The sequence below is a fragment of the Vicinamibacterales bacterium genome (assembly GCA_036012125.1).
GTDB lineage: Bacteria > Acidobacteriota > Vicinamibacteria > Vicinamibacterales > UBA823 > UBA11600.
Window position 1 is genome coordinate 208,658 of sequence record DASCOS010000009.1, and the last position, 22,528, is coordinate 231,185.

Genomic DNA, 22,528 nt, shown 5'->3' on the forward strand with positions numbered 1-22,528 from the left:
ATATTATTTATCGCGCTGCTCACTCGCGTAGTCGCTATGAACTCATACACCAACGGCACATGATTTCCAGATAAGCATCAGTCACCATTGCCAAATTTTCAATTGAGCAGTATTCATCGGTTTTGTGGGCACACTTTGGTTCACCAGGACCGAGAATCACAGTCGGCGGGTCGCCATAGGCCGGCTTCATTACTGATCCATCGGTGAAGTAGACGGCAGTGCCCGGCTCCGGTCGTCGCCCAAGACGCGTCTCCATCACCTCATAGACCTGCTGCACCCACTCGTTCCGAGAATCTGTGAGGACGCTATTTTCGCTGGCGATGTTCATCACATCGACTTCACTGCCAAGCGCCCCCTGCAACTGTTTCTGAATACTTTCAGCCGTTTGCCCAGGAATTGTTCTGATGTCGATGCCAATCTCCGCCTCGTCAGGCACCGAGTTGATATTGAGTCCGCCAGTAATTGTCCCAACGTTAAGAGTGGGTAAACCCATTAGGGGATGCGGCTCAACCCCAAAATTGAAGTGGGTCAACTGTCTAACCACATTGGCGATTTTATGAATCGCGTTATCTCCCTGCTCGGGCATTGAGGCGTGCGCTGTGACGCCAGTCGTCTTAATGTGATATCTGACGAGTCCCTTGTGTCCCACCAGTGGCTGATTTGCAGTCGGTTCACCCACAACGATGGCACCTGCTGAGCCGAGTGCGTCGGGTTGCGCGGCTAGGTAATGAGAACCCTCACAGCGAGTTTCCTCACCCGCAGTAAAAACAAGCACTAGGCCAGCTTTCCGTTTGGGTAACGTGGCAAAGTGCCGGGCTGCAAGCACAATCGCCGCTAGCGCGCCCTTCATGTCCGTGGATCCACGTCCGTAAAGCCGATCACCGTCGCGTTCACCGGCAAACGGATCGCGCCGCCACGGGTTCATCCCTAGCGGCACAACGTCCATATGGCCGGTGAAACAGATCGGCAGACCATTATCAGAGCCAGCCAGTGTCGCAACTAGACTTGTCCGCTTCTCTGCGAATTCGTAGTACGAGATACGGAAACCAACATCCTCCAATACCCGACCGAGTCGTTTCGCACAGGCGCGCTCTTCGCCGGGCGGGTTGACCGTGTTATATCGAAGCAGGTCGCACGTAAGAGAGACTGGATCGGTGTCGGGCATAGAACCCTACTGGCTCCCCGCCTGCCGCTCTGCCTCATCGATGAAAGACGCCCACTGCGGTTGCGTCGCGGGGTCCCAAATCTTAGCCATGTCAGAACGGGCGTCATCCTTCGGGACACCTTCGACTATCGTGCGGTATAGATATACGAAGGCTGATGCACGCATGTTCGCGAAGCAGTGCACAAGGACGCTCCGATCTTCGTTAGCTTTCATCACGTCAAAAAAGAGCTCCAAATCGCGTTGACTAGGCTCCTGCCAGGAAACCGGTATTTGAACATACGTCATCTCCTCCTGGGCAACATGGAAACCTTCGAGCGCGTTTCGTTCTTCATGAGCCGGTGCTAAGTTAACAACGACGTCATAACCGGCAGCTTTTACTGCTGCTACTTCGTCGTACGTAATTTGTCCGGCCGTGCCAAGCTGAGTTGAGATTCGCAAGTATGCTCGTGCGTTCCCGAGCCCGTTGTCACTCTGGGCCGTCGCCCCGTCTGACATGAGAATCGCCACCGCGAACACCGTGCACCATCGCCACATAACCACCTCCGCTCTTCCAACCAAAGCCGGTCTACGACCGCCAATAAATTAAGGTAGTCTTCACAGAACTGGCCTAGTCTATCGTCAATTTGGACCTCAGTTTCGGACTGTCGAATCGCAAACGTTACCGGTAGGTGTAGTGCATGGTCCACTCAAGGTAATATTCTTGTAGGCAAAGGAGCCCCGCATGGTATGTCGTCGTCTAAGGTTAAGTGGACTGATTGCTCTAGTTACGGTCTCATCGTGGACGTGCAATATTGGCCCGGCAGCATTTCATTTTGAGATCGTCGTGCCGCCGGAGGTAGCGGAGGGCCCACTGGACGGACGGATCCTGCTACTCGTATCCAACACTGATGAACCAGAACCTCGCTTCCAACGTCTCCGGAGCCTCGAAACACCGCTTATCTTTGGCAGTGACGTCGAGAACTTAATTCCCGGTGAACCGACGGTACTGGATGTCAATTTACTGGGATTCCCGATCGAATCAATTTCGGAGATCCCACCAGGAGAGTACTTCGTCCAGGCGGTCTTAAACATCTACACGACATTTAACCGAGCGGATGGCCACACGGTCAAAGCACACATGGACCATTGGGAAGGTCAACAGTGGAACCGCTCACCGGGAAATTTATACAGTTCGGTAAAATCGGTCACCATCGCTCCGTTCTCAGGTGGTACCGTTTCGATCGCGCTCACTGAAACCATTCCACCACTTGAGCCGGTCGAGGATACGAATTACGTCAAACACATCAAATTCAAGAGCGACATTTTGAGTAACTGGTGGGGCCACGACATTGACCTCGGTGCAGTCGTCGTGCTGCCTGAGGGCTTTGACGAAAACCCACAGGCACGTTACCCCGTTGTGTATTGGCACGGCCATTTTCCGCGTACCTTCACCGGGTTCCAGGAAGAACCACCCAGTCAGGAATTGACTAGTGCGGCGCGTGAACGTGCTGAAGGACGCCACTCTTTCTTTCAAGACTGGGTCTCGGGTAAGCTCCCACGTTTCTTGATCGTTCTCATGCAGCATCCCACACCGTTCTATGACGACTCATATGCTGTTAACTCCGCGAATAACGGCCCCTATGGAGACGCCCTCACACAGGAGTTGATGCCTCGGGTCGAGGAACAGTTCCGAGCGATCGGTGAACCGTGGGCGCGTACACTCTCAGGCGGATCCACCGGGGGATGGGAGTCACTAGCCTGGCAGGTGTTCTATCCCGACATGTTTAATGGGGTGTGGACGTTCTGCCCAGACCCCGTCGATTTTCGATACTTCCAGCTAGTCAATATCTATGAAGACGACAATGCTTTTCATCCCAACTCAACATGGAAAACAAGCGCTGTCCGCCCGTGGCAGCGCGGAACCGACGACCAAGTACGGTTCAGCCAGCGCGACGCGAGTCACCTCGAATCAGTCCTCGGTTCCCGCGGTCGCTCCGGCGACCAGATGGACATCTTCATGAACGTCTACGGCCCTGTGGGTGATGACGGGTATCCAAAGCTGCTCTATGACAAGCGGACCGGAGAAATTGATAAGAGCATCGTCGAGTACTGGCGTGACAATTACGACCTCCGACACATTCTCGAGCGCGATTGGGAAACTCTCGGGCCGAAGTTGGTCGGGAAGTTACATTTTTTTATGGGCGACACGGATACCTATTTCCTCGAAGAAGCGACACGACTCATGGAAGCATTCCTCGAACAGACGACCGCCCCCTACTACGAAGGCTCCTTCGATTGGGGCGTCCGGCAGCCGCACTGCTACTCCGGCATGCCAGAGTTTCCTGGACAGACGTCCTATCAGAGGGTGCTCCCACGAATGCTAGAGCACATTCTCGAAACGGCACCTGTCGGCGCAGACGTCACGAGTTGGCGTTGAGGGCTCCGGTCTTGAGGACACAACTCAAGGCCAGACTTCGTTACGGTCTATGACTGCACCAGGCAGTGCACCAGTCGGCTGACCGTCATCAACAGTCAATGTGCCGTTCACCATCACGTAACCAAACCCGACAGGAGACCGAGCCGGGTCAAGAATCGTGGCGCGATCTTCAAGCCGGTCGAAGTCCAGCACAATCAAGTCAGCTTTCTGACCGGCGCGCACGTAGCCGCGGTCAGGCAGGCCAATAATCTGAGCCGGCAGCCCAGTCGACGAACGGATAGCGAACGGCAATGAAATTGCGCCGCGCACCTTCACATAATGGGCAAGCTTTCGAGCATAGGTGCCGAAATAGCGAGGATGCTGCCCTGGCACAGGACTCAGAGTCACACCGCCGTCTGTTCCGGTCGCGGTGTACTCCTGCCTCATGTAGTTCTCAACATCAAACTGGTGACCAGCTACGGGTCGGAATAGAACGCCTGACCGAAGCGAGTCATCTCCGGTCATGGCGAAATCGACGAGTTGTTCCACCGGTGTTCGACCGTTTCCATCGGCCACTTCTGTCAACGTCTTACCCACAAGGCTTGGGTCACGAGGTGCGTGCACAATAATGTGTCGGTCGGCCCCACCCTGGAGGTCGAGCATAAACTCAATATCGGTAATGAGCAGTGGGCCGTATTCCTCATGGTCGAGATTTTCGCGGAGATTATTGTTGCCCAGTAATCCCGCTCGACGCCAGAGTGGTGCGTCGTTACCGCCGGTTCGATCCGTGCCTGGTGGCGCAAACCCCCAAGGCGGGATAACGCCGACCGCGCCACCACCAAAGGTCTCGTATGGATACTGATCCAGATAAACCTGCACGCCTTCCGCTCGAGCGCGCTCTATAAGCAGAACGTCCACTGACGAGTGGCCCCACGTCGATGGCCCCTTCGCTTTGATATGACTTCCAACAACTCGGATGCCCGACTCACGCCCAATCGCAATGGTCTCCTTCATTCCGTCGGTCCCAGTCAACCGCCAGCCCTCAGCGATACTTGGGGTCTGCCAGCGCGGCAGCGGCGACTGACTGCGCTGATGCGCGTAGTAAAATCCGTTATAGTCGGCCACGACCTTCGCCAAGGCGATTAACTCATCAGTGGTACTAAACCGCCCCGGGCGATACTCCGGCCCAGCCCCGAGGCCCCATGCTCCCGCCTCCATCCCCTCACGAACGAGCATCTGCATCTGTGCAATTTCCTCGGCGGTCGCGGGTCGCTCGTAGCCATCTCCCATCACCTCCCCGCGGACCGTGCCGTGTCCCACCATCGGTACTACGTTCACCGCGGTTCCTCCACTGCGATAGGCGGCAATCTCGTCAGCGACGGGCCAAATTGGATTTCGCCCGTCTGGCCCAACGACCACAGTAGTGACCCCTTGGAGGACAAGATTTCGCGCCTCACGGCCCCGCCGATTGTTGGACACGAGCACCCTGTCGGCATGCGAATGCATGTCGATGAAACCGGGCACGATCAGTTGCCCAGCAGCATCGATCACGCGATCGGCCGACGCGCCAGACAGTCTCCCAACAGCAACGACAGTCTGCCCACGAATACCGACATCGGCCCGGAACTCTGGGCTGCCCGACCCGTCGAGAACGCGGCCGTTCAGAATGAGAAAGTCAAATTGCTGGGCGCTAAGAGGCCAACTGAGTAACGATAAGATCAGTGATGACAGCAGAAAACAGCCGAGTTGTTTCCCAAGCAGCATGGCACTCCCCAGTCAGGAGGTTAACGGTGAGGGGATGGCATCACCCCGTCAGAAAGTGGTTATACCGCACGTAGGGAGCTAGAGGTGATAAAAAGGAGACTTCGAGGAGGGGATTTATGGCCAAAAGTCTGATTCCGTGGGCACTAACGTTCGTCGTCATCTGGCCGACTACCAGTGGGGCACAACCAGAGATTCGCAAATTAGAACTGGCAACCTATCTCGAGTTGGAATCGGTCGCTGATCCCAAGCTGTCACCTGACGGAAGCCAAGTTGTCTACACACGGCAGTGGTTCGACAAGATAAACGACTTGCGTAAATCGTCTCTCTGGATAGTCAACCGTGACGGAAGCCGCAACCGCTTCCTAGTCGACGGTTCTAGTCCGAAATGGTCGCCGGAAGGTGACCGGATCGCGTTTATAAGTTCAGGAGAACCCGAAGGGCGACAAATCTTCGTGCGCTGGATGGATGATGAGGGAGCCGTGACTCAAATCACGCGAGTGGAAAACGCGCCGGCAAACATCACCTGGTCACCCGAAGGTTCCCGGATCGCCTTTAGCATGATGGTTGACCAAAAGAACCGCTGGCCCATTGATCTGCCGAGTGGACCAGAAGGGGCAAAATGGACTGAATCACCAAAAATCGTGGAACGACTTCGGTATCGACAGGATCGCGTCGGTTATATCGATGAAGGGTGGCAACACCTCTTCGTTGTGCCGACTGAAGGAGGCACAGCGAAGCAAATCACCAACGGTAACTACAATCACACCAACGTTGAGTGGGTACCCGATGGTAGCCAACTCGTCTTCAGTGGATTACGGCTTGAGGACGCCGAGCACCATTTCCGCGAGTCTGAGATCTACTCGATCGACATTGCCAGCGGAGCTGTCACGCAACTTACCCACCGCCACGGCCCCGATCAACAGCCCAAGGTATCACCAGATGGCAACAAAATCGCGTACACCGGTTACGACTGGACGCGCGACTCATGGATCGACAGTAAGCTCTACGTCATGAATATCGACGGTTCAAACTCGCGCCTAGTTTCCAGCGACTGGGATCGCTCGCCACGCGGGTTAACCTGGAGTGCAGACAGTTTAACGGTGTACTTCACGGCACAGAATGAGGGCACGCAGAATCTTTACGCGCTGTCGGTTGAAGGTGCGACTGCAGGCCGTGTTTCGTCAGTAACGGAGGGCGTACACACTCTGACTGTAACGGACATTAATAGCGAAGGACAGGCCGTTGGCACCTTAACTGACTTCTATAAACCCACCGACGTAGTCGCCTTCGATATCGGCTCTTCGTTAGTAATGGATCAACTGACACATGTCAACGACGACATTCTGAACGGCATTACCCTCGGTCAAGTAAAGGAGATTTGGTATAACGCACCCGATGGCGTGCGAGTCCAAGGTTGGTACATGACACCACCGGACTTCGATGAGTCCCAGACGTATCCTCTCCAGTTACACATCCACGGTGGTCCGCACAGCATGTACGGCGCCCGGTTTAATTTCGGCTGGCAAGAACACGTGGCTAACAACTACATCGTGCTCTTCACAAATCCGCGTGGCAGCACCGGATACGGCAGTGCGTTCGGCAATATGATCGCTGACGCATATCCGGGTCCGGATTATGACGACCTGATGGCTGGCGTCGATACCATGATCGCGAAGGGTTTCATCGATCGGCAGAATTTATTTGTGACTGGCTGCAGCGGTGGCGGCATCCTCACGGCGTGGATCGTTACGAAAACCGATCGATTCGCGGCGGCATCCTCAAATTGCACGATCGTTGACTGGTTAAGTACAACCGGCACCACCGACATCCTCCCCTACTATCGTTTTCCACAACTGCCTTGGGAGGACCCGACCCTGTGGATCAAGCACTCTTCGATCTTTCACGTTGGTAATGTCAACACGCCGACGATGCTAATTACCGGTGAAGAAGATCTGAGAACACCGATTGCGCAGGCAGAACAATTTTATCGAGCGCTGAACTTCCGGAGAGTGCCAACAGCGCTCTTGCGTTACAAGAACCAATCACACGGTACTGGTTCACGGCCATCAAACTTTATGCGCACCCAGCTGTACCTTCGTCATTGGTTCGAAAAATATGGGACAACACGTGATCAAATGACTAAAGCTGGGCAGTAGGCAGGTAAACTTTCTTCACTCGTCAACCTTGGAGGGGTCCGTGCTTAGACAAACCTTCGGTTTCATCCTCGACGCCATTGTGTTCACGGCGTTTCTACTCATACCTATTGTTTCGGTGGCGCAAGGTTTGCCAACAGTCGAAGAAAAAACAGCTGGTATGCAAGCAATTGAGGGCCATTTCCCGATGTATTGGGACGAAAGCACCGGGGTGTTGTGGTTGGAGATTTCTCGTTTCGATACCGAGGAACTCTATTTGTCAGGCCTCTCCGCCGGACTGGGGTCGAATGACATCGGCCTTGACCGCGGGCAGACGCGGTCTCGGTTAGTCGTCTTCGAGCGAGTTGGCCCAAAGGTCTTTATGGTGCAGCGGAACTACCAGTTCCGCACTGAGAGTGATAACCCTGATGAGCGACGCGCGGTCGAAGACGCATTCGCCAAATCAATTCTCTGGGGATTCACGGTCGCTGCCGAAACTGCCGCTCGGGTGCTGGTGAACACAACCGACTTCTTACTGCGTGACGCCCACGGTGTGATCCCCAGGTTACGACAAGACGGCCAATATCGGGTGGACCAGTCGCGGAGCGCGGTCTACCTACCTCGTACAAAGGGTTTTCCAAAGAACACAGAAATCGATGTCACCGTCACCTTTACGAGTGAACCTCAACCTCGCGGGTTTGGTGCCCGAGACGAACGGCGCCACGGCGTCGCTGACGTGACACCAGCGGCTGATGCCGTGACCTTGCGACAGCACCACTCGCTGGTGCAGCTGCCGGATCCCGGTTATGAGCCACGTGCCTACGACCCACGGTCGGGGTTCGGGAGCGTGGCGTGGCAGGATTACTCAACACCGCTCGGTGACTCAATGACCAAGCGGCTCATCCGCCGGCATCGGCTCCAGAAGCGCGACCCTTCAGCCTCGGTGAGTGAGGCCATCGAGCCGATTGTGTACTACCTCGACCGTGGCACACCTGAACCAATCCAGTCAGCCCTGCTGGAGGGGGCACGCTGGTGGAATCAGGCATTCGAAGCCGCCGGCTTCCGCGATGCGTTTCGCGTTGAGTTACTGCCCGAGGGAGCAGACAATTTTGACATTCGCTACAACATGATTAATTGGGTACATCGATCGACGCGCGGTTGGAGCAGCGGCGGCTCGATCACCGACCCTAGAACCGGGGAGATCATGAAGGGCGTTGTGACCCTGGGCTCGCTCCGTGTACGGCAGGATTTTTTGATCGCCGAGGGGCTGCTCTCGCCTTACGAAGGCGGTGATGAGATGCCATCGGCGCTGTCCGAGATGGCACTGGCGCGTATCCGACAACTCTCGGCGCACGAGGTCGGTCACACACTCGGGCTTGGACACAACTACTATGCGAGCACTATGGGGCGGATCTCTGTGCTCGATTATCCGCACCCATTGATCACAATTGACGATGACGGCGACCTTGACCTGTCCGATGCCTACGATGTCGGCATCGGCGAGTGGGACAAGGTGGCAATCAGGTATGGCTACCAAGACTTTCCGCAGGGCACAGACGAGCCGACGGTACTCGAGCAGATCTTGGACCAGGCGTGGGAGCGCGACCTTCTCTACTTGACCAATCAGGACCTGGACGCTAACCCCCGAGTCCATCAATGGGCAAATGGCGTCGACCCGGCCGTTGAGCTCGAACGTATGCTCAACGTTCGGCGGGCGGCGTTGGACGACTTTGGGGAAGCGGCAATCCGCCGCGACATGCCGCTAGCGACAATGGAGGAGGCATTTGTACCGCTCTATCTTCACCACCGTTTCCAGATCGACGCAGCGGCTTCGGCAATTGGCGGGATGCACTACATCTATGCGATGCGGGGCGACGGTCGAGAGCCGGTCGAGGCCGTGTCAGCCGCTGAGCAACGTGCCGCGCTTGACGCACTCATGAGGACAATCAGCCCAAGGGAACTAGCAGTGCCTGATGATGTTCTCTACAGACTGCCACCGCGTCCGGCCGGCTTCGGACGTCACCGGGAGCTCTTCCCACGCTATACGGGCTTGATGTTTGATCCGATCTCGCCAGCGGTCGTGGCAGCCGACCACACCGTGGGGATGATCCTTCGTAGCGACCGTGCTGCGCGCATGGTCACGCAGCATGCAGTGAATTCAGCACTGCCAAGTCTCGACGAAGTGCTCGATACACTCGTTGCCGCTAGCTTTGACCGCACTCCCGAAAGCAGTTATGAGGCAGAGATTGGACGTGCGGTCGAACGAGTGGTGGTCGACCGCATCACCCGACTAGCCGGTTCAGCCACGATGCCGCAGGTGCGTGCTGTGGCGTCACTGGAACTCAAGCAACTCGCGGGTCGGCTTGAACGAGAGGCCGGCACCGGTGATCTTGATGACCAAGCGCATAACACGCTTTTAGCCCGGGATATCACGCGGTTCCTCGAGAGGCCGGCCGAAGCATTTGGCCAGCCATCGGTGCCCCAAGAACCACCGGGTGCACCGATCGGTGACACGGGAATGGCCTATTTGGTCCCTGACCCAGTTTGCTCGGTCTGGTGGTGGAATAACGGGCGCTAAGACAGTCGCTCTGGGTAATCCGCGTTCAGACAGAGGGCCGTGCTGCCGTCGGCATCGAGTTTACTGAGAACCTTGTACTCGAATTAGAGCTTCGCTCTAGTCTTGAGTGACACACTAACGAACGCCTTGACCTCGTCGAGCGTCTGATACACGGATACATCAGGCGGCAGCTTAGGAAGGTCACCTAGTTCGGTTGCGAATGCGGCCAGTGGTTTCTGGTATTCGATGGCAAGGTGTACTTCGCTCGCCGTACCGGCGCCTCCCGGCAGTACGATGATCGCGTCGGCACTGAGTACGTTGATGTGATTCCGCGAGCGCACTTCCGTGCCCCGCTCGCCAGAAAAGGGAAGGTGCGTCGCGATCGGAATTTCCACCCAAGGATTGGGATAGCCTTCGGGTGGTCGACCCGCCTCGCCAGGTAACACGCCAATCACGAAACCGCGCCGATCGGATACCGAGTGAAACGCACGGCTAACAGACTCCATCACACCACTTCCACCTCCAGTAAGCAGGTGTAGGCCTTGCCCGGCGAGCCATCGGCCGAGTGGCCGGGCAAGCTCATCGTGTTCATCAACTCCCGATCCGATGACAGCAACAATAGGGAGCCGACCCATGCGCGTGCTCAAAAGCGTGCCGGTGCCAGGGCCGTAACTTCAGGAAAGGGTGTTGCGCCAGTGACGAGGTCTGCCATCAGGGAGCCAGTAACCGGCCCCAGCGTCAGCCCCGTCATCGCGTGGCCCGTTGCGGCAAACACCTTAGTCTGACCCGGTAGCCGCCCTACCACCGGCAAACCATCAGGCGTGCAGGGTCTCAGCCCGCACCATTCGGAGGTTACGCGGCTCGGGCCGATACCGCTGAGATACTGCTCAGCAGAGGCCGTGAGTTGCGCCAAGCGCGATGGACGTATCCGGTGGTTCAACCCAGAAAATTCCATTGTACCCGCCAAGCGAAGCCGACCTGACATCGGCGTACAAAACACGGACGTCTCGCCTAAGACGCAAGCGGCCTCAAGTGGCGGCCTGCTACCTTCTCCGAACTCAAGGTCACGGTGATAGCCCTTCCCTGGCTGAATCGGTAACCGACAACCGAGTTCCCGCGCGAGTTGCAGACTGTACGCGCCCGTTGCAAGTACAACAGCGTCAGCTTCGAACCGCTCGCCCGTTGCCAAGCGCACCGCAGGATGAGCGCCTCCTTCGACCTTGGTCACGACCTGTCCGGCCTCGGTACGCCCCCCGGCGCGACGTACACGCCCCGCCATCTCAATTACGAAGCGATAGGGATCACAAGTTGCCGAATCCGGAAAGTAGGCTCCACCCCTAACGTCGTTCTTGAGAGATGTCATCCGGGCTCCGATTTCTTCACCGGTGAGCACTTCGGCATCGAACCCGTGGGCGCGCATCAGCGCAACGTCTCGACCGGCTTGCGCTGTACCCTGCTCAGTCCGACAGACCTCGTAGTAACCGGACGCCTCATAGTCGCAGGCGATCTCCTCTTCCGCGATCAATTGCGCAAAGAGTTGAAGCGTTGCATGACCTAACGGCCCCACTACGTTCATGTTCGCTGTGAGCTTTCGATCAGTGCAGTTAGCACTGAAGCGCCAGAGCCACGCGGCGAGCGCGGGGTCGAATCGGGGCGCGATGTAGAGCGGTGTCGTCGAGTCAAGGACCTTCTTCAATGCCTGCCTCACCCGGTCCGGCTTGTTCATCGGCGGATGCCCAGCGGCGATGACACCAGCGCTCCCGTAAGAAGCGCCCTTCCCAATGGCGTCGCGCTCAAGAACGATGACGTCGACGTTCTGCTTCGATAGATAGTAAGCGCAGCAGACCCCGATGACACCACCACCAACAACGAGAACTCGAGGCTTGCTCATGTACTCACGATTGCAGTAGCAACCCCTTCCTTAGCACCAACGCCGCGATTCGCCTGCGGAGCGAGTCTGGCTGGAAATTGCCGCGTTGCCACAGGTCCATCGGCCTCAATCAAATGGTTCTCGCCATCACGCGTGTAATACCCAGCACTGAAGCGCTCACGGGTTGACCGCTGGGAGATCGTATCGACAAAGAACCAGTCAGCCTGTGCCCGTTCAGCTGTGATATCTAGAATGAAATACCCTCGGTGAACCTGATCGACGAACTTAAGGTGAGGACTCGACGTCATCCGCGCCGCGCGCGCCGCGTCAGCCTCATCCGGACGATCAGTGAACTGACTCGGCGAGGTCACGGCCGGTGTTACATACTCTACTGCCAGAGAACCTCGACCGTTTGCCGAATCGTAGCCGGACCATGGGTCGCGCGGAACGTCAAGCGCCCAGGAGCTGTGAATGTCACCAGTGAGTACGACAACGTTATTAATCGCGTGCGTCTCGAGAAAGTCAAAAATTCTACTCCGATTCGCTTGATAGCCATCCCAGACATCGGAGTTTCTGATCGCATCACTCGGAGCCTGCGCACTAAAAAAGACCTGTTGGCCGAGCACCCGCCAGCGCGTGCCATCATCAATCGATTCCTTGAGCTCCCCGAACAACCAAGCCTCCTGCGAGCCACCGAGCAGTGAGCGTTCGGGAGCGTGCACAGCAGCGCTGTCTCCCGGGTCCACCTGTTCATCCCGTCCGGTGAGCCGAGTATCAAGCATGATGAGATCAACGAGGTTTCCATACCGAAAGCTGCGATAGATTTGGAGTTGACGCGCTGACCGGTTCTCGCGAATCGGCATCCACTCGTAGTAGGCCTTCACCGACGCGGCGCGACGCGTGGGCCAGTCACCCTCCCCTTCGTCGGGGTCGTGGTTCTCAGCACCCTCCATCCACGAGTTATTGGAACTTTCGTGATCGTCCCACACAGCAATGAGTGGGTGTTGTTGCAACATCGCTTGAGAATCAATATCAGCTTTGTACTGCGCATGCCGGATCCGGTAGTCCTCAAGCGTCACCATTTCCTTGTCTGGTAGAGGGACTCGGTCGAGTGCCCGACCATCACCATACTGACCGTTCCGGTATTCATAGAGGTAGTCACCAAGATGCAGCACCGCATCGAGATCCGGACGTTGGGCAAGACATCGGTACACGTTGAAATACCCGAATGGTAGGTTTGAGCACGACACTGCCGCCAGGCGGACACGGTCGACGTCACCCACCGGAAGGGTCTTGGTACGCCCGATTGGTGATGGAACATCGAGCCCCGAGAATTGGTAGTAGTAGGTCGTGCCCGGGCGTAGGCCGGACGCATCGATCTTCACCGTAAAGTCGCGGGCAGCATTCGTCACAACCGACCCGCGCCCAATGACTGTCCGCATCTCCGGTTCGGTCGCGACCCACCAGTGCACCTCAACATCCCCGCGACCGCCCGATACGCGGGTCCACAATATGACCCGGTCTTCCAGTGGATCGCCGCTCGCCACACCATGCGTAAACACGTCACGCGATGATTGTGAGGTCCCCGCAACACGGTCCGGAGACGCTAACACCAGAGACCCGCCCGCGACTCTTCCCAAGAAACGTCGTCTGGACACTGCCATGTTCAACCTCCGTCGTCGGTCAACCTACATCATTCGTTTAGGAAACGCTCCAGCGGCACCATCCGAGGGATTTGGCTGTCGTCACCGGTCAGTTCCCACCAAACGAGCGAGACTGGTATGACACCAGCAGCACTTAACTCGTCCATGAAACCCTTGACGGTGAACTCGTCGCCTAACTCTCGAGCACGTTCCGCCATGAGCTTTTCAATCTCGATTTTCCCTATGATGTAGCTGGTCCCGTATCCGGGTTGCTGGAGGTAGAGATGCTGTTCCGTGAGAACAGTGTCACTATCGGCCGGCATCCATCCCCGTGGTGTCCACTTGGCGGCAAACTCCGAGGCCTCTTCGATCGTAAAGCCTTCGCCATGCATCATCAGTCCACCGAGTGCCCGCGCCGCTCTTTGTGCGAGCATGATTTGTATGATCTCCATGCCACGAGGTCGGTTCGCAAATAGACCAGCATGCATCATCCACTCCTCCATGCCGGTTGCGAGTCCCTCGGACCGCTGGCCCCAGATATTAGACAGAGACGGACCACGGCGGATTGGACTTGAATGCGGCTCATGTTCCATCCGAGCGATCTCGGTCCAGTGAAAACTGTGGGTCCGCATGGCCACTGGGTCCCGATAGGACACTTCGCTAAAAAATCCGCGTGGCCCAACGGCTGGCACTGGGGAAAAACTCCCTATCTTGGCCCGGAGCGCTGGGGCCATGTAGTCACGCACGGAAATGACCTCTTCATCATCAAGAAACGACACGAACTCATCAACTGAGGCGTTGAACCGCCGATCGTATTCCTCAGCAGAGGCCACAACAGGCAGTGGCGGCAGGTCGCGGTTCCGGTGTTCTATCAAGCGCAGCGTCGTATGAGACCGCGCCAGTTCATGTTCCATGAGCGCTACTTCCTCGTCCCAGGTGTAGTTCACGAGATGCACATTCTGGAGATACCAGTTGAGGTTCTCTTTCCCAACACCCGACGGGCCATGCTTGGTGGGCAACTCGTCCTCGAGCCAAGCCGTAAACTGAACAGTGGCGTCGTGCGCTTCGCGAATGGCTGCATCTAACCCCGCGCTCGTGCCGGAAACGCGTTCAGCGAATGCTTCAAGAGTCGAGGCTTGTACCCGCATGTCCCTGATCCCACCAACCCACAGGTCTCGAGCATCCTCGACCAAATTCGATTGAGCCTGCAGAAGCAGCAGTGGAACCGTCTGTAATTGAGCCTCGAGGCGTTCCGCATCGCCGTCGGCCAACGGGTAATCATAAGTCCAAAGATTGATCATCCAACCGTCGGCACCCGGGCCCTCGCGTGCGGGTGTATCACTCTGTGCTGCGAAGACTGTCGCGTAGAACGCCGGAATGCTAGCCCAAGGTCGACGAATGCGGTGGTCAAAGTCGAGCCCATTCATTTCGGCTTTCACGAGAAGATGGTCGACCCGTTGCGCGACCGGCCAACCGCTTGAATCGATGGCCTCAAGGCGCTGCTGATACCTCGCAAGTTCCGCAAACTGGGCGGTCATGGCCTCAGCCGAGTAGTCGGGGGCCTCAGGAACCGCAAAGGCCCGCCAATCCTCAAAGAGTGTGAGGAGATCCTCGTAACTAGTACTACTGGGTACTTCCGCACGAGATCCTGAAGCGTCCGGACGAGGGCCTTCCGATGAACAACTCGCGGTCAAGAGAAGCACCGCAGCAACACCAGCGAGAGACGGGAGCGGGAACCATCGTGACAACATCGTGACCTCCAAGACAACACGTGAAATGACGCTGATCAAAATCCGTAACCATCCTTAGCCGCAGACCTGTGGCCTGTCAAACGTAAACCGCTACTCAGAATAACCCCGCTATCGCACGACTTCCTAACTATGCCCGATCTTGGCATATGATGACCGCTACTAGGAGGGATGTATGAATAGCTTTGGGTTTCGTCTACACCGCGTCTGCATTTCGATGACCTTCTTGGCACTGCTAGCGGTGCCTGGCTCGATAGAAGCCCAACCCGCAAGTTGGGGCCCGATGAGCCCGTCTATGGAGGACGTACCGTATCCGCATCCGGTGTCGTATCTGTCGTTTAGGATGTACGGCCAAGACGTCCGAATGGCCTACATGGACGTCTCACCAGCCACCGCGGCGAATGGACAGACGGTTGTGCTCCTCCATGGTGGAAACTTCTTTGCAGAATATTGGAAGGGCACCATTGAGGTGTTGCGACATGAGGGGTTTCGCATCCTAGCAACTGACCGGATTGGTTACGGGCGCTCGTCAAAACCGCTCGTCCCTTACACGCTGCACGACATGGCTCTCCACATCAAGATGCTGCTTGATGAGAAGGGCATCCCCGAAGCTGCCATTGTGGGGCACTCGATGGGCGGAATGGTAACGTCGCGTTTCGCGTTTTCGTATCCTGAAATGACAACTCATGCGGTGATGGTCAACCAGGTCGGACTAACCGACCCGCGTCTGGGTCGTCCATGGCGTGATCCCGAAGAACAGTACCAGGGCACCTTAAATCGAAACTACGAGTCGATCCGACGTGGAATCGAGAGGTACTTTGTCACCTGGAGTTCGGAATATGAGTATTTCATTCGTTTGCAATACGGCTGGACGCAAAGTGGTGACTGGCCGCAGTTCGCGATGGTGCGCAGTAGAATCTCACAGGTGTTCTACGCTGATCCGGTCGTCTATGACTGGCCCCACATTAGAGCTAAGACGCTGGTCATCGGTGGAGCCGAAGATGGACCAAACTTTCCCGCCTTGGCGAAAAATGTTGCCGACACAATTCCGAATGCTGAGTTGATACTAATTGACAATGTTGGACACATTCCACACCTAGAGGCACCCGAACAATTTCATCCTGCACTGATTCGGTTTTTGAAATCAGACCCGATCCCTTACACAGAGGAACAGGGACAGCCGTAACAACAATTTGTGAAGCAGGCTTTGAATCAGGACAACATGATGAGCCCTCGTCAAGGCAACATATGGCGATTGGTGTTCGGAGCGTACACCGTCCTTTGGTTCACTCCGCTACTCCAGGCACAACAACTACCGCGCTTTACCGAGCAGGTCCAAGTCACGCGTATTCTGATTGACGCACGGGTGATTAACGATGCAGGAACACCAGTCCTCGATCTTGGCACTGACGACTTTGAGGTCAAAATCGGTGGAAAATTTGCACCCGTCGAGTCGGTATCTTGGGTTTCGGGTCACATCGGCACTCCGGAAGACGCCTTTAGACGTTCAGCGGTAAACGACCCCGGCCCGCTGCCACAAGGCCGGTTGATCATCTTCTTTATTCAAAAAGATATGGAACAGGGACGTATTCGTGGGCTCGTCCGGTTACTTGTCGAACTGCGGAAGTTTCTCGACACATTCACATCCAATGATCGGATCGCGGTCCTCTCATTTGATACCCATCTGAAAGTGTGGAGCGACTTCACCAATAACTTCGATGACATTCGTGCCGTGCTCAAGGATGGCGTCCTATTTCACAGTCCCGAACCAATGCAGCAGGGCACTTTCCCATCACTACTCGCGCACTTGGACCTCGCCCGTACGCAACGCACTTACAGCGTGGAAAAAGCGCTCTACCTCCTCGGCGAGGCGCTAGAACCATTACCGGGTTCAAAGGCCATCGTCCTCGTTGGGCACGGCTTTGGCTTCTTAACCCGCCATGGCGTGTTGATGGTAAACCGTTACGACAACACGAGTAAGATGCTCCAAGCCGCCCGCGCTTCGGTCTTCTCACTGGACATCACCGACGCCGATTTCCACGCGCTCGAGGTGGGTTTACAGAACGTGTCTGATGAAACCGGCGGGTTTTTCGCACGAACCAATGTCTTCACAGCGCGTCCACTCGAACGCCTAGAAGGCGCCCTCACAGGCCATTACGTACTGTTAGTGGAACGTCCCCCGATCTCGCCTGGTGAGCACCGAATACAGGTAAAACTCACTCGGGTAAAGGGCACCGTGCTAGCACGAACCTCTTTCGTTGGTTGACAACTAGAGTTTCGCCTTACCGTCTCAATTGAATCCGTTTCCGCTGCTCGCTGTATAGTCCATCAAGGTCGTAATTTTAGGATGCCAAAATCGGAAGCCCCGCTGCTTGCCCCGAAGGCCCCAACCAGTAAATACCCGCCGTCCGAGGCCCGCAGAATGCCAATTCCCCGGTCCTCTCCAGGGGCGTTCAGTGTGCGCTCAGATAGCCGGCCCCCGGTCGCGTCGGTCTCAATTAGTAAGAGGTTCCAATCGCCATCCACATCCGTGGACCCAATCGTGAGAAAGCCACTACCGACACGTTGGACGGTCATCGTTGCACGGTCATCACCAGGGTGACCAACCTCAGTCCGCCACTCGATGACTCCATCGTCTGCGAGATAGATAAGATATGCGTCGTTGCCGCCTGTCCCAAATGAACTGCCATAACCTGTAACTACAAAGCCACCGTCACCAACAGACACGATGCCTCGAGCAACGTCATCCGAATCACCACCGTATGCACGCTGCCACACCGGCATCCCTAGGGAATCTACTCGGATGAAATAGAGATCGCGAGGGGCTTCAAGCTCGGACGTCGTCGTCCCGACGAAGACGAACCCCCCATCATCAGCCACAGCAACGTCAAACGCGCGGTCGACACCATCGGCACCAAGGACCTGAGCCCACATTTGGTTGCCGCCCGGACCCAGACGTAGCATGTAAACATCCCAGTCCGGCTTCCCGACACTTTGCGTCTGCCCGGCGATAACCATGCCTCCGTCGGGAGCCCGTTCGAGACTCCAAGCCCGTTCGTTCCGATCACCTCCAAACCGCCGGCGCCACCGGAGGTGACCGCTGGGGTCAATGGCAAGCAAGAGAACATCTTCATCGCCAGTCGGGGTCGAGGTCGTATACCCAACAACGACGATCTCACCGAAGTCATTCTCCATGAGGTCCCAACCGTAGTCGTTTCCCGATTGCCCATAGGCGTTCGCCCAGAGGACTAACCCCATGGAATCGAGTTTCACCACGTAAACATCGATTCCGTTCTCCACACCAGCACTGGTGTATCCCGCAACGGCATAGCCCCCATCTTCCAGCTCAATGACCGCATTGGCAACATCCAGGCCAGAACCGCCTAATCGTTGCTCGAACGTAATGGAATCTCGAAAATCTTGAGCTGAAATGGTGGTGGCAGCTACCGAGGCGATACTCAAAAGAACCTGCCAGACTTTAGAACAGAGCATCGTTCTTTCGACAGAGTTAATCAGCGTTGCGTGTCGTGGGGGTGGGTCTCGTAATGCTGCCGCAGCAAATCCTTACCATAGTCATTGCCGTTCGGCGTTCTCACCAGCGCATGAATGTGCTGCTTGTTGGGCTCATTGGGAATAATGTGGCGAAGCAAACGCGTGTCGTCATCGTGTCCTCCCTTGAAGGCTCAGGCGATTTCGTCATTAGAAATCGTTGTGAAAGAAAGCCTCTGCTGAGTGCCAATCGCTACAAGGCTAACCGCTTCGATTCGTGCTACGACCGTTTCCCAACAATACGCCATGCGCTAGCGCTCTCAGCCAGCAAAATCGGATACTTGGCGGCACCAATTATAATCGAGCAACTCGTCCAGAAGTGACGAAACTGGAAAAGGCGGAGAGAGCGAGCGCATCATGAATGACCGACAGAACACGCTACGAATCAATGCTGACCGATTTCGCAAGAGATTCGACGCACTTGCAAACATCGGTGCAACCACCGACGGGGGAGTACATCGGCCGGCGCTTGGCCCTGAGCACCTCCGCGCCAGAGAGTGGTTTTTAATGGAAGCCACGGCCGCAGGATTAACGACCCATGTTGATGGTGCGGGTAATCACTCAGCCGCCTTGTCCTGCGGGCCAGCTGGTGCGCCCGTCCTCCTATTGGGGTCGCATCTCGATTCGGTGAGATACGGTGGACGGTTCGATGGTGCGCTCGGTGTGCTCGCTGCCCTTGAAATACTACAGGTCGTCAAGGAAGCCGGTGTTGCCCTTGAGACCAATCTCGAAGCCATAGACTTCACAGACGAAGAGGGAACACATCTTGGGTTCCTCGGTAGTCTGGCTTTGGCGGGAGCGATCACTCCTCAAGAATTACGTCACCCCGGGAGCGACCTAGGGGTATTTCAGAAGGCACTCGCTAAAGCCGGTTTGACCGAGAACTCAATCCTCAACGCGAGGCGTGCCCCCTCGACCATAGCCGGCTATCTAGAATTACACATTGAGCAAGGCAATCGATTAAACACTTCGGCAGATGATATCGCCGTCGTCACATCGATTGTTGGTCTAAGGCGACAGAAGGTCACCTATATCGGTCGCGCTGATCACGCCGGCACGATCTCCATGAAGGAGCGGCGCGACGCTGGACAGGGTGCCGCAGCACTCATGCTCTCCTCACGTCGCCTAGTGATGAAAGAGTTCCCAGAGAGCGTGGTGAACACTGGTGCTATCGAATTCTCGCCAGGCGCAATGAACATCGTCCCTCAGCGTGCACAGCTGACCCTTGAATTCCGTGCCCCGAAACCGCATGACCTCGAGCAGTTAGGCGTGGCTCTGCAACAACTGGTGTATGCCGAGGCGCGTGAACGGGAGTTAGATGTCACCATTGAGGAAGTTGACGGCATCCAGCCCGTACAAATGAACGGGCAGGTGCAAGCGGCGTTCGTTGCCGCCGCTGAGCAACTTGGCCTCAGCCACAGACGAATGGCCTCTGGAGCGGGCCACGACGCTCAGGTGATGGCGAAGATCTGTCCCGCAGGAATGATCTTCGTCCCTTCAGTCGACGGGTGTAGTCACTCAGCGCGCGAATTCACAGAGTGGGAGGACTGCATTAACGGCGCAAACGTTCTCCTACAGACCGCTGTTGCTGGCATTCCTAGTGCAGATTGACCAAGAACCGGGTAGTTCGGGCTCCAATGTCAATCACCAAACTTGATCCCTTGCGCAAGCGGAAGTTCAGTGCTTCGGTTGATCGTGTTGGTTTGGCGGCGCATGTAGGCTCGCCAGGCGTCCGTTCCTGACTCTCGCCCACCACCCGTTTCCTTCTCTCCACCGAAAGCTCCACCAATCTCAGCTCCGCTGGTGCCGATGTTGACGTTAGCGATCCCGCAATCACTGCCACACGCCGACACGAAATATTCCGCTTCTCGAAGATGCTCGGTAAAAATGGCCGACGACAGTCCCTGAGGCACGGCGTTGTGAAGGGTCACCGCTTCCTCGACCTCCTCGACCGACTGCGCTAATATCGCATCAGCTGAACCATAATCGATGATGTAGAGTATCGGTCCGAAGGTTTCTTCCTGTACGATGGCCAAGTCGTTTGTCGCAGTAGCCAGACATGGTGTGACGTAGTGTCCACCAGGGTGGGCCTCATCCTCCAGCCGATCACCACCACAAAGAACCTCACCACCTTCTGCCTTGACCCGCGCTACTGCCTGCATCAGATTCTCGACGGCATCCAGAGTGGCCAACGGTCCCATCAACGTTTCCGGCTGCCGAGGGTCGCCGATCCGCACACCGGCGTAGGCACGCTTCAATCGATTTACTAGTTCACTACGTACCGAACGGTGACAGATAATCCGGCGTGTACTGGTACACCGCTGCCCAGCCGTCCCAATCGCACCGAACAGAATGGCCGGCAGGGCCACATCAAGATTGGCGTGGGCTGTGACAACAATTGCGTTGTTACCGCCCAGCTCAAGGATCGTACGACCAAGGCGTTGGCCGACGACTCCGGCCACGTGGTGCCCAACCTCGCAACTACCGGTTACGGAAATGAGACCGACTCGGCGGTCTTGAACTAATCGCTCGCCGATTGTCGAGCCACCGCCAATGGTCAGTGAAAAGACGGCCGGGTCCACGTTGTTAGCACGGCAGACCTCTTCGGCGAGCCGGGTAACAGCAATCGCGGTTAACGGGGTTCGGCTCGCCGGCTTCCACACTGTGCTGTTACCACACACTGCACCGAGCGCCGCGTTCCAACTCCACACTGCAACCGGAAAATTAAACGCGGACACCACACCAACAACTCCTAATGGGTGCCACTGCTCGTACATCCGATGGTCGACTCGCTCGGACGGCATCGTTAAGCCATAAAGCTGCCGTGATAGCCCACACGCGAAGTCGCAGATGTCGATCATCTCCTGCACCTCGCCCTCACCTTCAGCCGCAATCTTGCCCACCTCAAGCGTTACAAGCGCACCGAGATCCCGTTTGGCAGCGCGCAAGCGATCGCCCAACTGACGCACCACCTCACCGCGCTGAGGAGCCGGCACGTTACGCCACGCATTGAACGCGTGCACCGCCTGACCAACGATCTGTTCGTATTCGTCCTCAGTTACTGTCTTAACCGACGCGATACGGGAGCCATCGATCGGTGTGACCACTTCAACCTCCGGCCCTGAACCGACCCAGTCGCCACCAAACCCCCCAGAATTAATTGGTGCAATACCCAGTGTGTTAAGTAAGTCAGACATCAATGCACACCACCCATCGTAAACCGCCAAACGTTAGAGTTCTGCTACACCTACCATCACGAAACTTGCATCAAGGATTGCGAACGCACGGTGAGCTACCCGACCCCGGTGCCGGTCTATGTTACCGCGTAGAACAGTGTCGCACCGATCACCACGACGAAAAGTCCGGCGAGTCGGACGAGAGCGTGTGGCCGATGACTTAACCACTGCGAGAACGACCGAATCCGTTCGCGGCCGACCAGTAACATCATGACCCCCGAAAAGAGCACCAGCGTACCGAAGAACCGGAGGAACATCGGTAGTCGTGTTTCTGCTGCCACCATTAGCAGAACTAGCCCAACGACAAGCCGAACCGCAGCGATGGCAAAATGCAGCCTGCCCTGATGCAACAACGCCAGCCGTGTCACGCCCCAGGGAACCACCATGACAACACTACCAAGGACAATCATAAACAGGCCAAAGACTGCTACGACTGTCGCCATTGAACTCCTCCGTTAGGTAAATCACT

Annotated in this window: 17 protein-coding genes; 7 read left to right on the forward strand and 10 right to left on the reverse strand. The window is 56.5% G+C overall.

Translation table 11 applies throughout. The features are described from left to right. Positions 1-34 precede the first annotated feature (34 nt). Both QGH09_03840 and QGH09_03845 read right to left on the reverse strand, forming a co-directional pair. Positions 35-1,165: a M20 family metallopeptidase gene (locus QGH09_03840; protein HJO17315.1), complete on the reverse strand. Its 1,131-nt coding sequence runs from the start codon at positions 1,163-1,165 to the stop codon at positions 35-37. A gap of 6 nt (positions 1,166-1,171) precedes the next feature. Beyond that, positions 1,172-1,699: a protein tyrosine phosphatase family protein gene (locus QGH09_03845; protein ID HJO17316.1), complete on the reverse strand. Its 528-nt coding sequence runs from the start codon at positions 1,697-1,699 to the stop codon at positions 1,172-1,174. A 187-nt stretch (positions 1,700-1,886) separates the two neighbouring features. Between QGH09_03845 and QGH09_03850 the strand changes: the two genes are divergently transcribed. Continuing rightward, positions 1,887-3,581 carry an alpha/beta hydrolase-fold protein gene (locus QGH09_03850; protein HJO17317.1) on the forward strand — a complete coding sequence of 565 codons (1,695 nt, stop codon included), beginning with the start codon at positions 1,887-1,889 and terminating at the stop codon, positions 3,579-3,581. 24 nt (positions 3,582-3,605) lie between these two features. Here QGH09_03850 and QGH09_03855 read toward each other — a convergent pair whose 3' ends face one another. Beyond that, a complete protein-coding gene (locus tag QGH09_03855) occupies positions 3,606-5,324 on the reverse strand; it encodes an amidohydrolase family protein (protein ID HJO17318.1) in 1,719 nt (572 codons plus the stop codon). 116 nt (positions 5,325-5,440) lie between these two features. Here QGH09_03855 and QGH09_03860 point away from each other — a divergent pair, with 116 nt between their 5' ends. Then, positions 5,441-7,480 carry a S9 family peptidase gene (locus tag QGH09_03860; protein HJO17319.1) on the forward strand — a complete coding sequence of 680 codons (2,040 nt, stop codon included), beginning with the start codon at positions 5,441-5,443 and terminating at the stop codon, positions 7,478-7,480. A 40-nt stretch (positions 7,481-7,520) separates the two neighbouring features. After that, positions 7,521-10,034: a zinc-dependent metalloprotease gene (locus QGH09_03865; protein ID HJO17320.1), complete on the forward strand. Its 2,514-nt coding sequence runs from the start codon at positions 7,521-7,523 to the stop codon at positions 10,032-10,034. Between the two features lie 83 nt (positions 10,035-10,117). Here QGH09_03865 and QGH09_03870 read toward each other — a convergent pair whose 3' ends face one another. The 4 genes from QGH09_03870 to QGH09_03885 are packed head-to-tail and all read right to left on the reverse strand — an operon-like array spanning position 10,118 to position 15,277. Then, complete coding sequence (locus tag QGH09_03870; protein ID HJO17321.1) at positions 10,118-10,648, reverse strand: hypothetical protein; 531 nt, start codon at positions 10,646-10,648, stop codon at positions 10,118-10,120. 8 nt (positions 10,649-10,656) lie between these two features. Next, a complete protein-coding gene (locus QGH09_03875) occupies positions 10,657-11,904 on the reverse strand; it encodes an FAD-dependent oxidoreductase (GenBank protein ID HJO17322.1) in 1,248 nt (415 codons plus the stop codon). After that, positions 11,901-13,547: an alkaline phosphatase D family protein gene (locus tag QGH09_03880; GenBank protein ID HJO17323.1), complete on the reverse strand. Its 1,647-nt coding sequence runs from the start codon at positions 13,545-13,547 to the stop codon at positions 11,901-11,903. Before QGH09_03880 ends, QGH09_03875 begins: the two co-directional genes overlap by 4 nt. A 29-nt stretch (positions 13,548-13,576) precedes the next feature. Beyond that, on the reverse strand, positions 13,577-15,277 hold the full coding sequence (locus tag QGH09_03885; protein ID HJO17324.1) for a DUF885 family protein: 1,701 nt from the start codon (positions 15,275-15,277) through the stop codon (positions 13,577-13,579). Between the two features lie 172 nt (positions 15,278-15,449). On the opposite strand from QGH09_03885, the gene QGH09_03890 reads away from it, so the two are divergent. Next, a complete protein-coding gene (locus tag QGH09_03890; GenBank protein ID HJO17325.1) occupies positions 15,450-16,460 on the forward strand; it encodes an alpha/beta hydrolase in 1,011 nt (336 codons plus the stop codon). A gap of 36 nt (positions 16,461-16,496) precedes the next feature. Beyond that, a complete protein-coding gene (locus QGH09_03895; protein ID HJO17326.1) occupies positions 16,497-17,540 on the forward strand; it encodes a hypothetical protein in 1,044 nt (347 codons plus the stop codon). Between the two features lie 62 nt (positions 17,541-17,602). Here the strand turns inward: QGH09_03895 and QGH09_03900 are convergent, their stop codons facing one another. Continuing rightward, on the reverse strand, positions 17,603-18,766 hold the full coding sequence (locus QGH09_03900; protein HJO17327.1) for a hypothetical protein: 1,164 nt from the start codon (positions 18,764-18,766) through the stop codon (positions 17,603-17,605). Positions 18,767-18,819: 53 nt separating this feature from the next. Here QGH09_03900 and QGH09_03905 point away from each other — a divergent pair, with 53 nt between their 5' ends. After that, the gene (locus QGH09_03905) at positions 18,820-19,146 is read left to right on the forward strand and encodes a hypothetical protein (GenBank protein HJO17328.1); all 327 of its coding nucleotides are present in this window, start codon (positions 18,820-18,822) and stop codon (positions 19,144-19,146) included. A gap of 34 nt (positions 19,147-19,180) precedes the next feature. Next, positions 19,181-20,434 (forward strand): Zn-dependent hydrolase, encoded by a 1,254-nt coding sequence (locus tag QGH09_03910; protein HJO17329.1) that lies wholly within the window; start codon positions 19,181-19,183, stop codon positions 20,432-20,434. Positions 20,435-20,463: 29 nt separating this feature from the next. On the opposite strand, the gene QGH09_03915 is transcribed toward QGH09_03910, so the two are convergent. Then, positions 20,464-22,020: an aldehyde dehydrogenase family protein gene (locus QGH09_03915; protein ID HJO17330.1), complete on the reverse strand. Its 1,557-nt coding sequence runs from the start codon at positions 22,018-22,020 to the stop codon at positions 20,464-20,466. 116 nt (positions 22,021-22,136) lie between these two features. Continuing rightward, complete coding sequence (locus QGH09_03920) at positions 22,137-22,502, reverse strand: hypothetical protein (GenBank protein ID HJO17331.1); 366 nt, start codon at positions 22,500-22,502, stop codon at positions 22,137-22,139. Positions 22,503-22,528 lie beyond the last annotated feature (26 nt).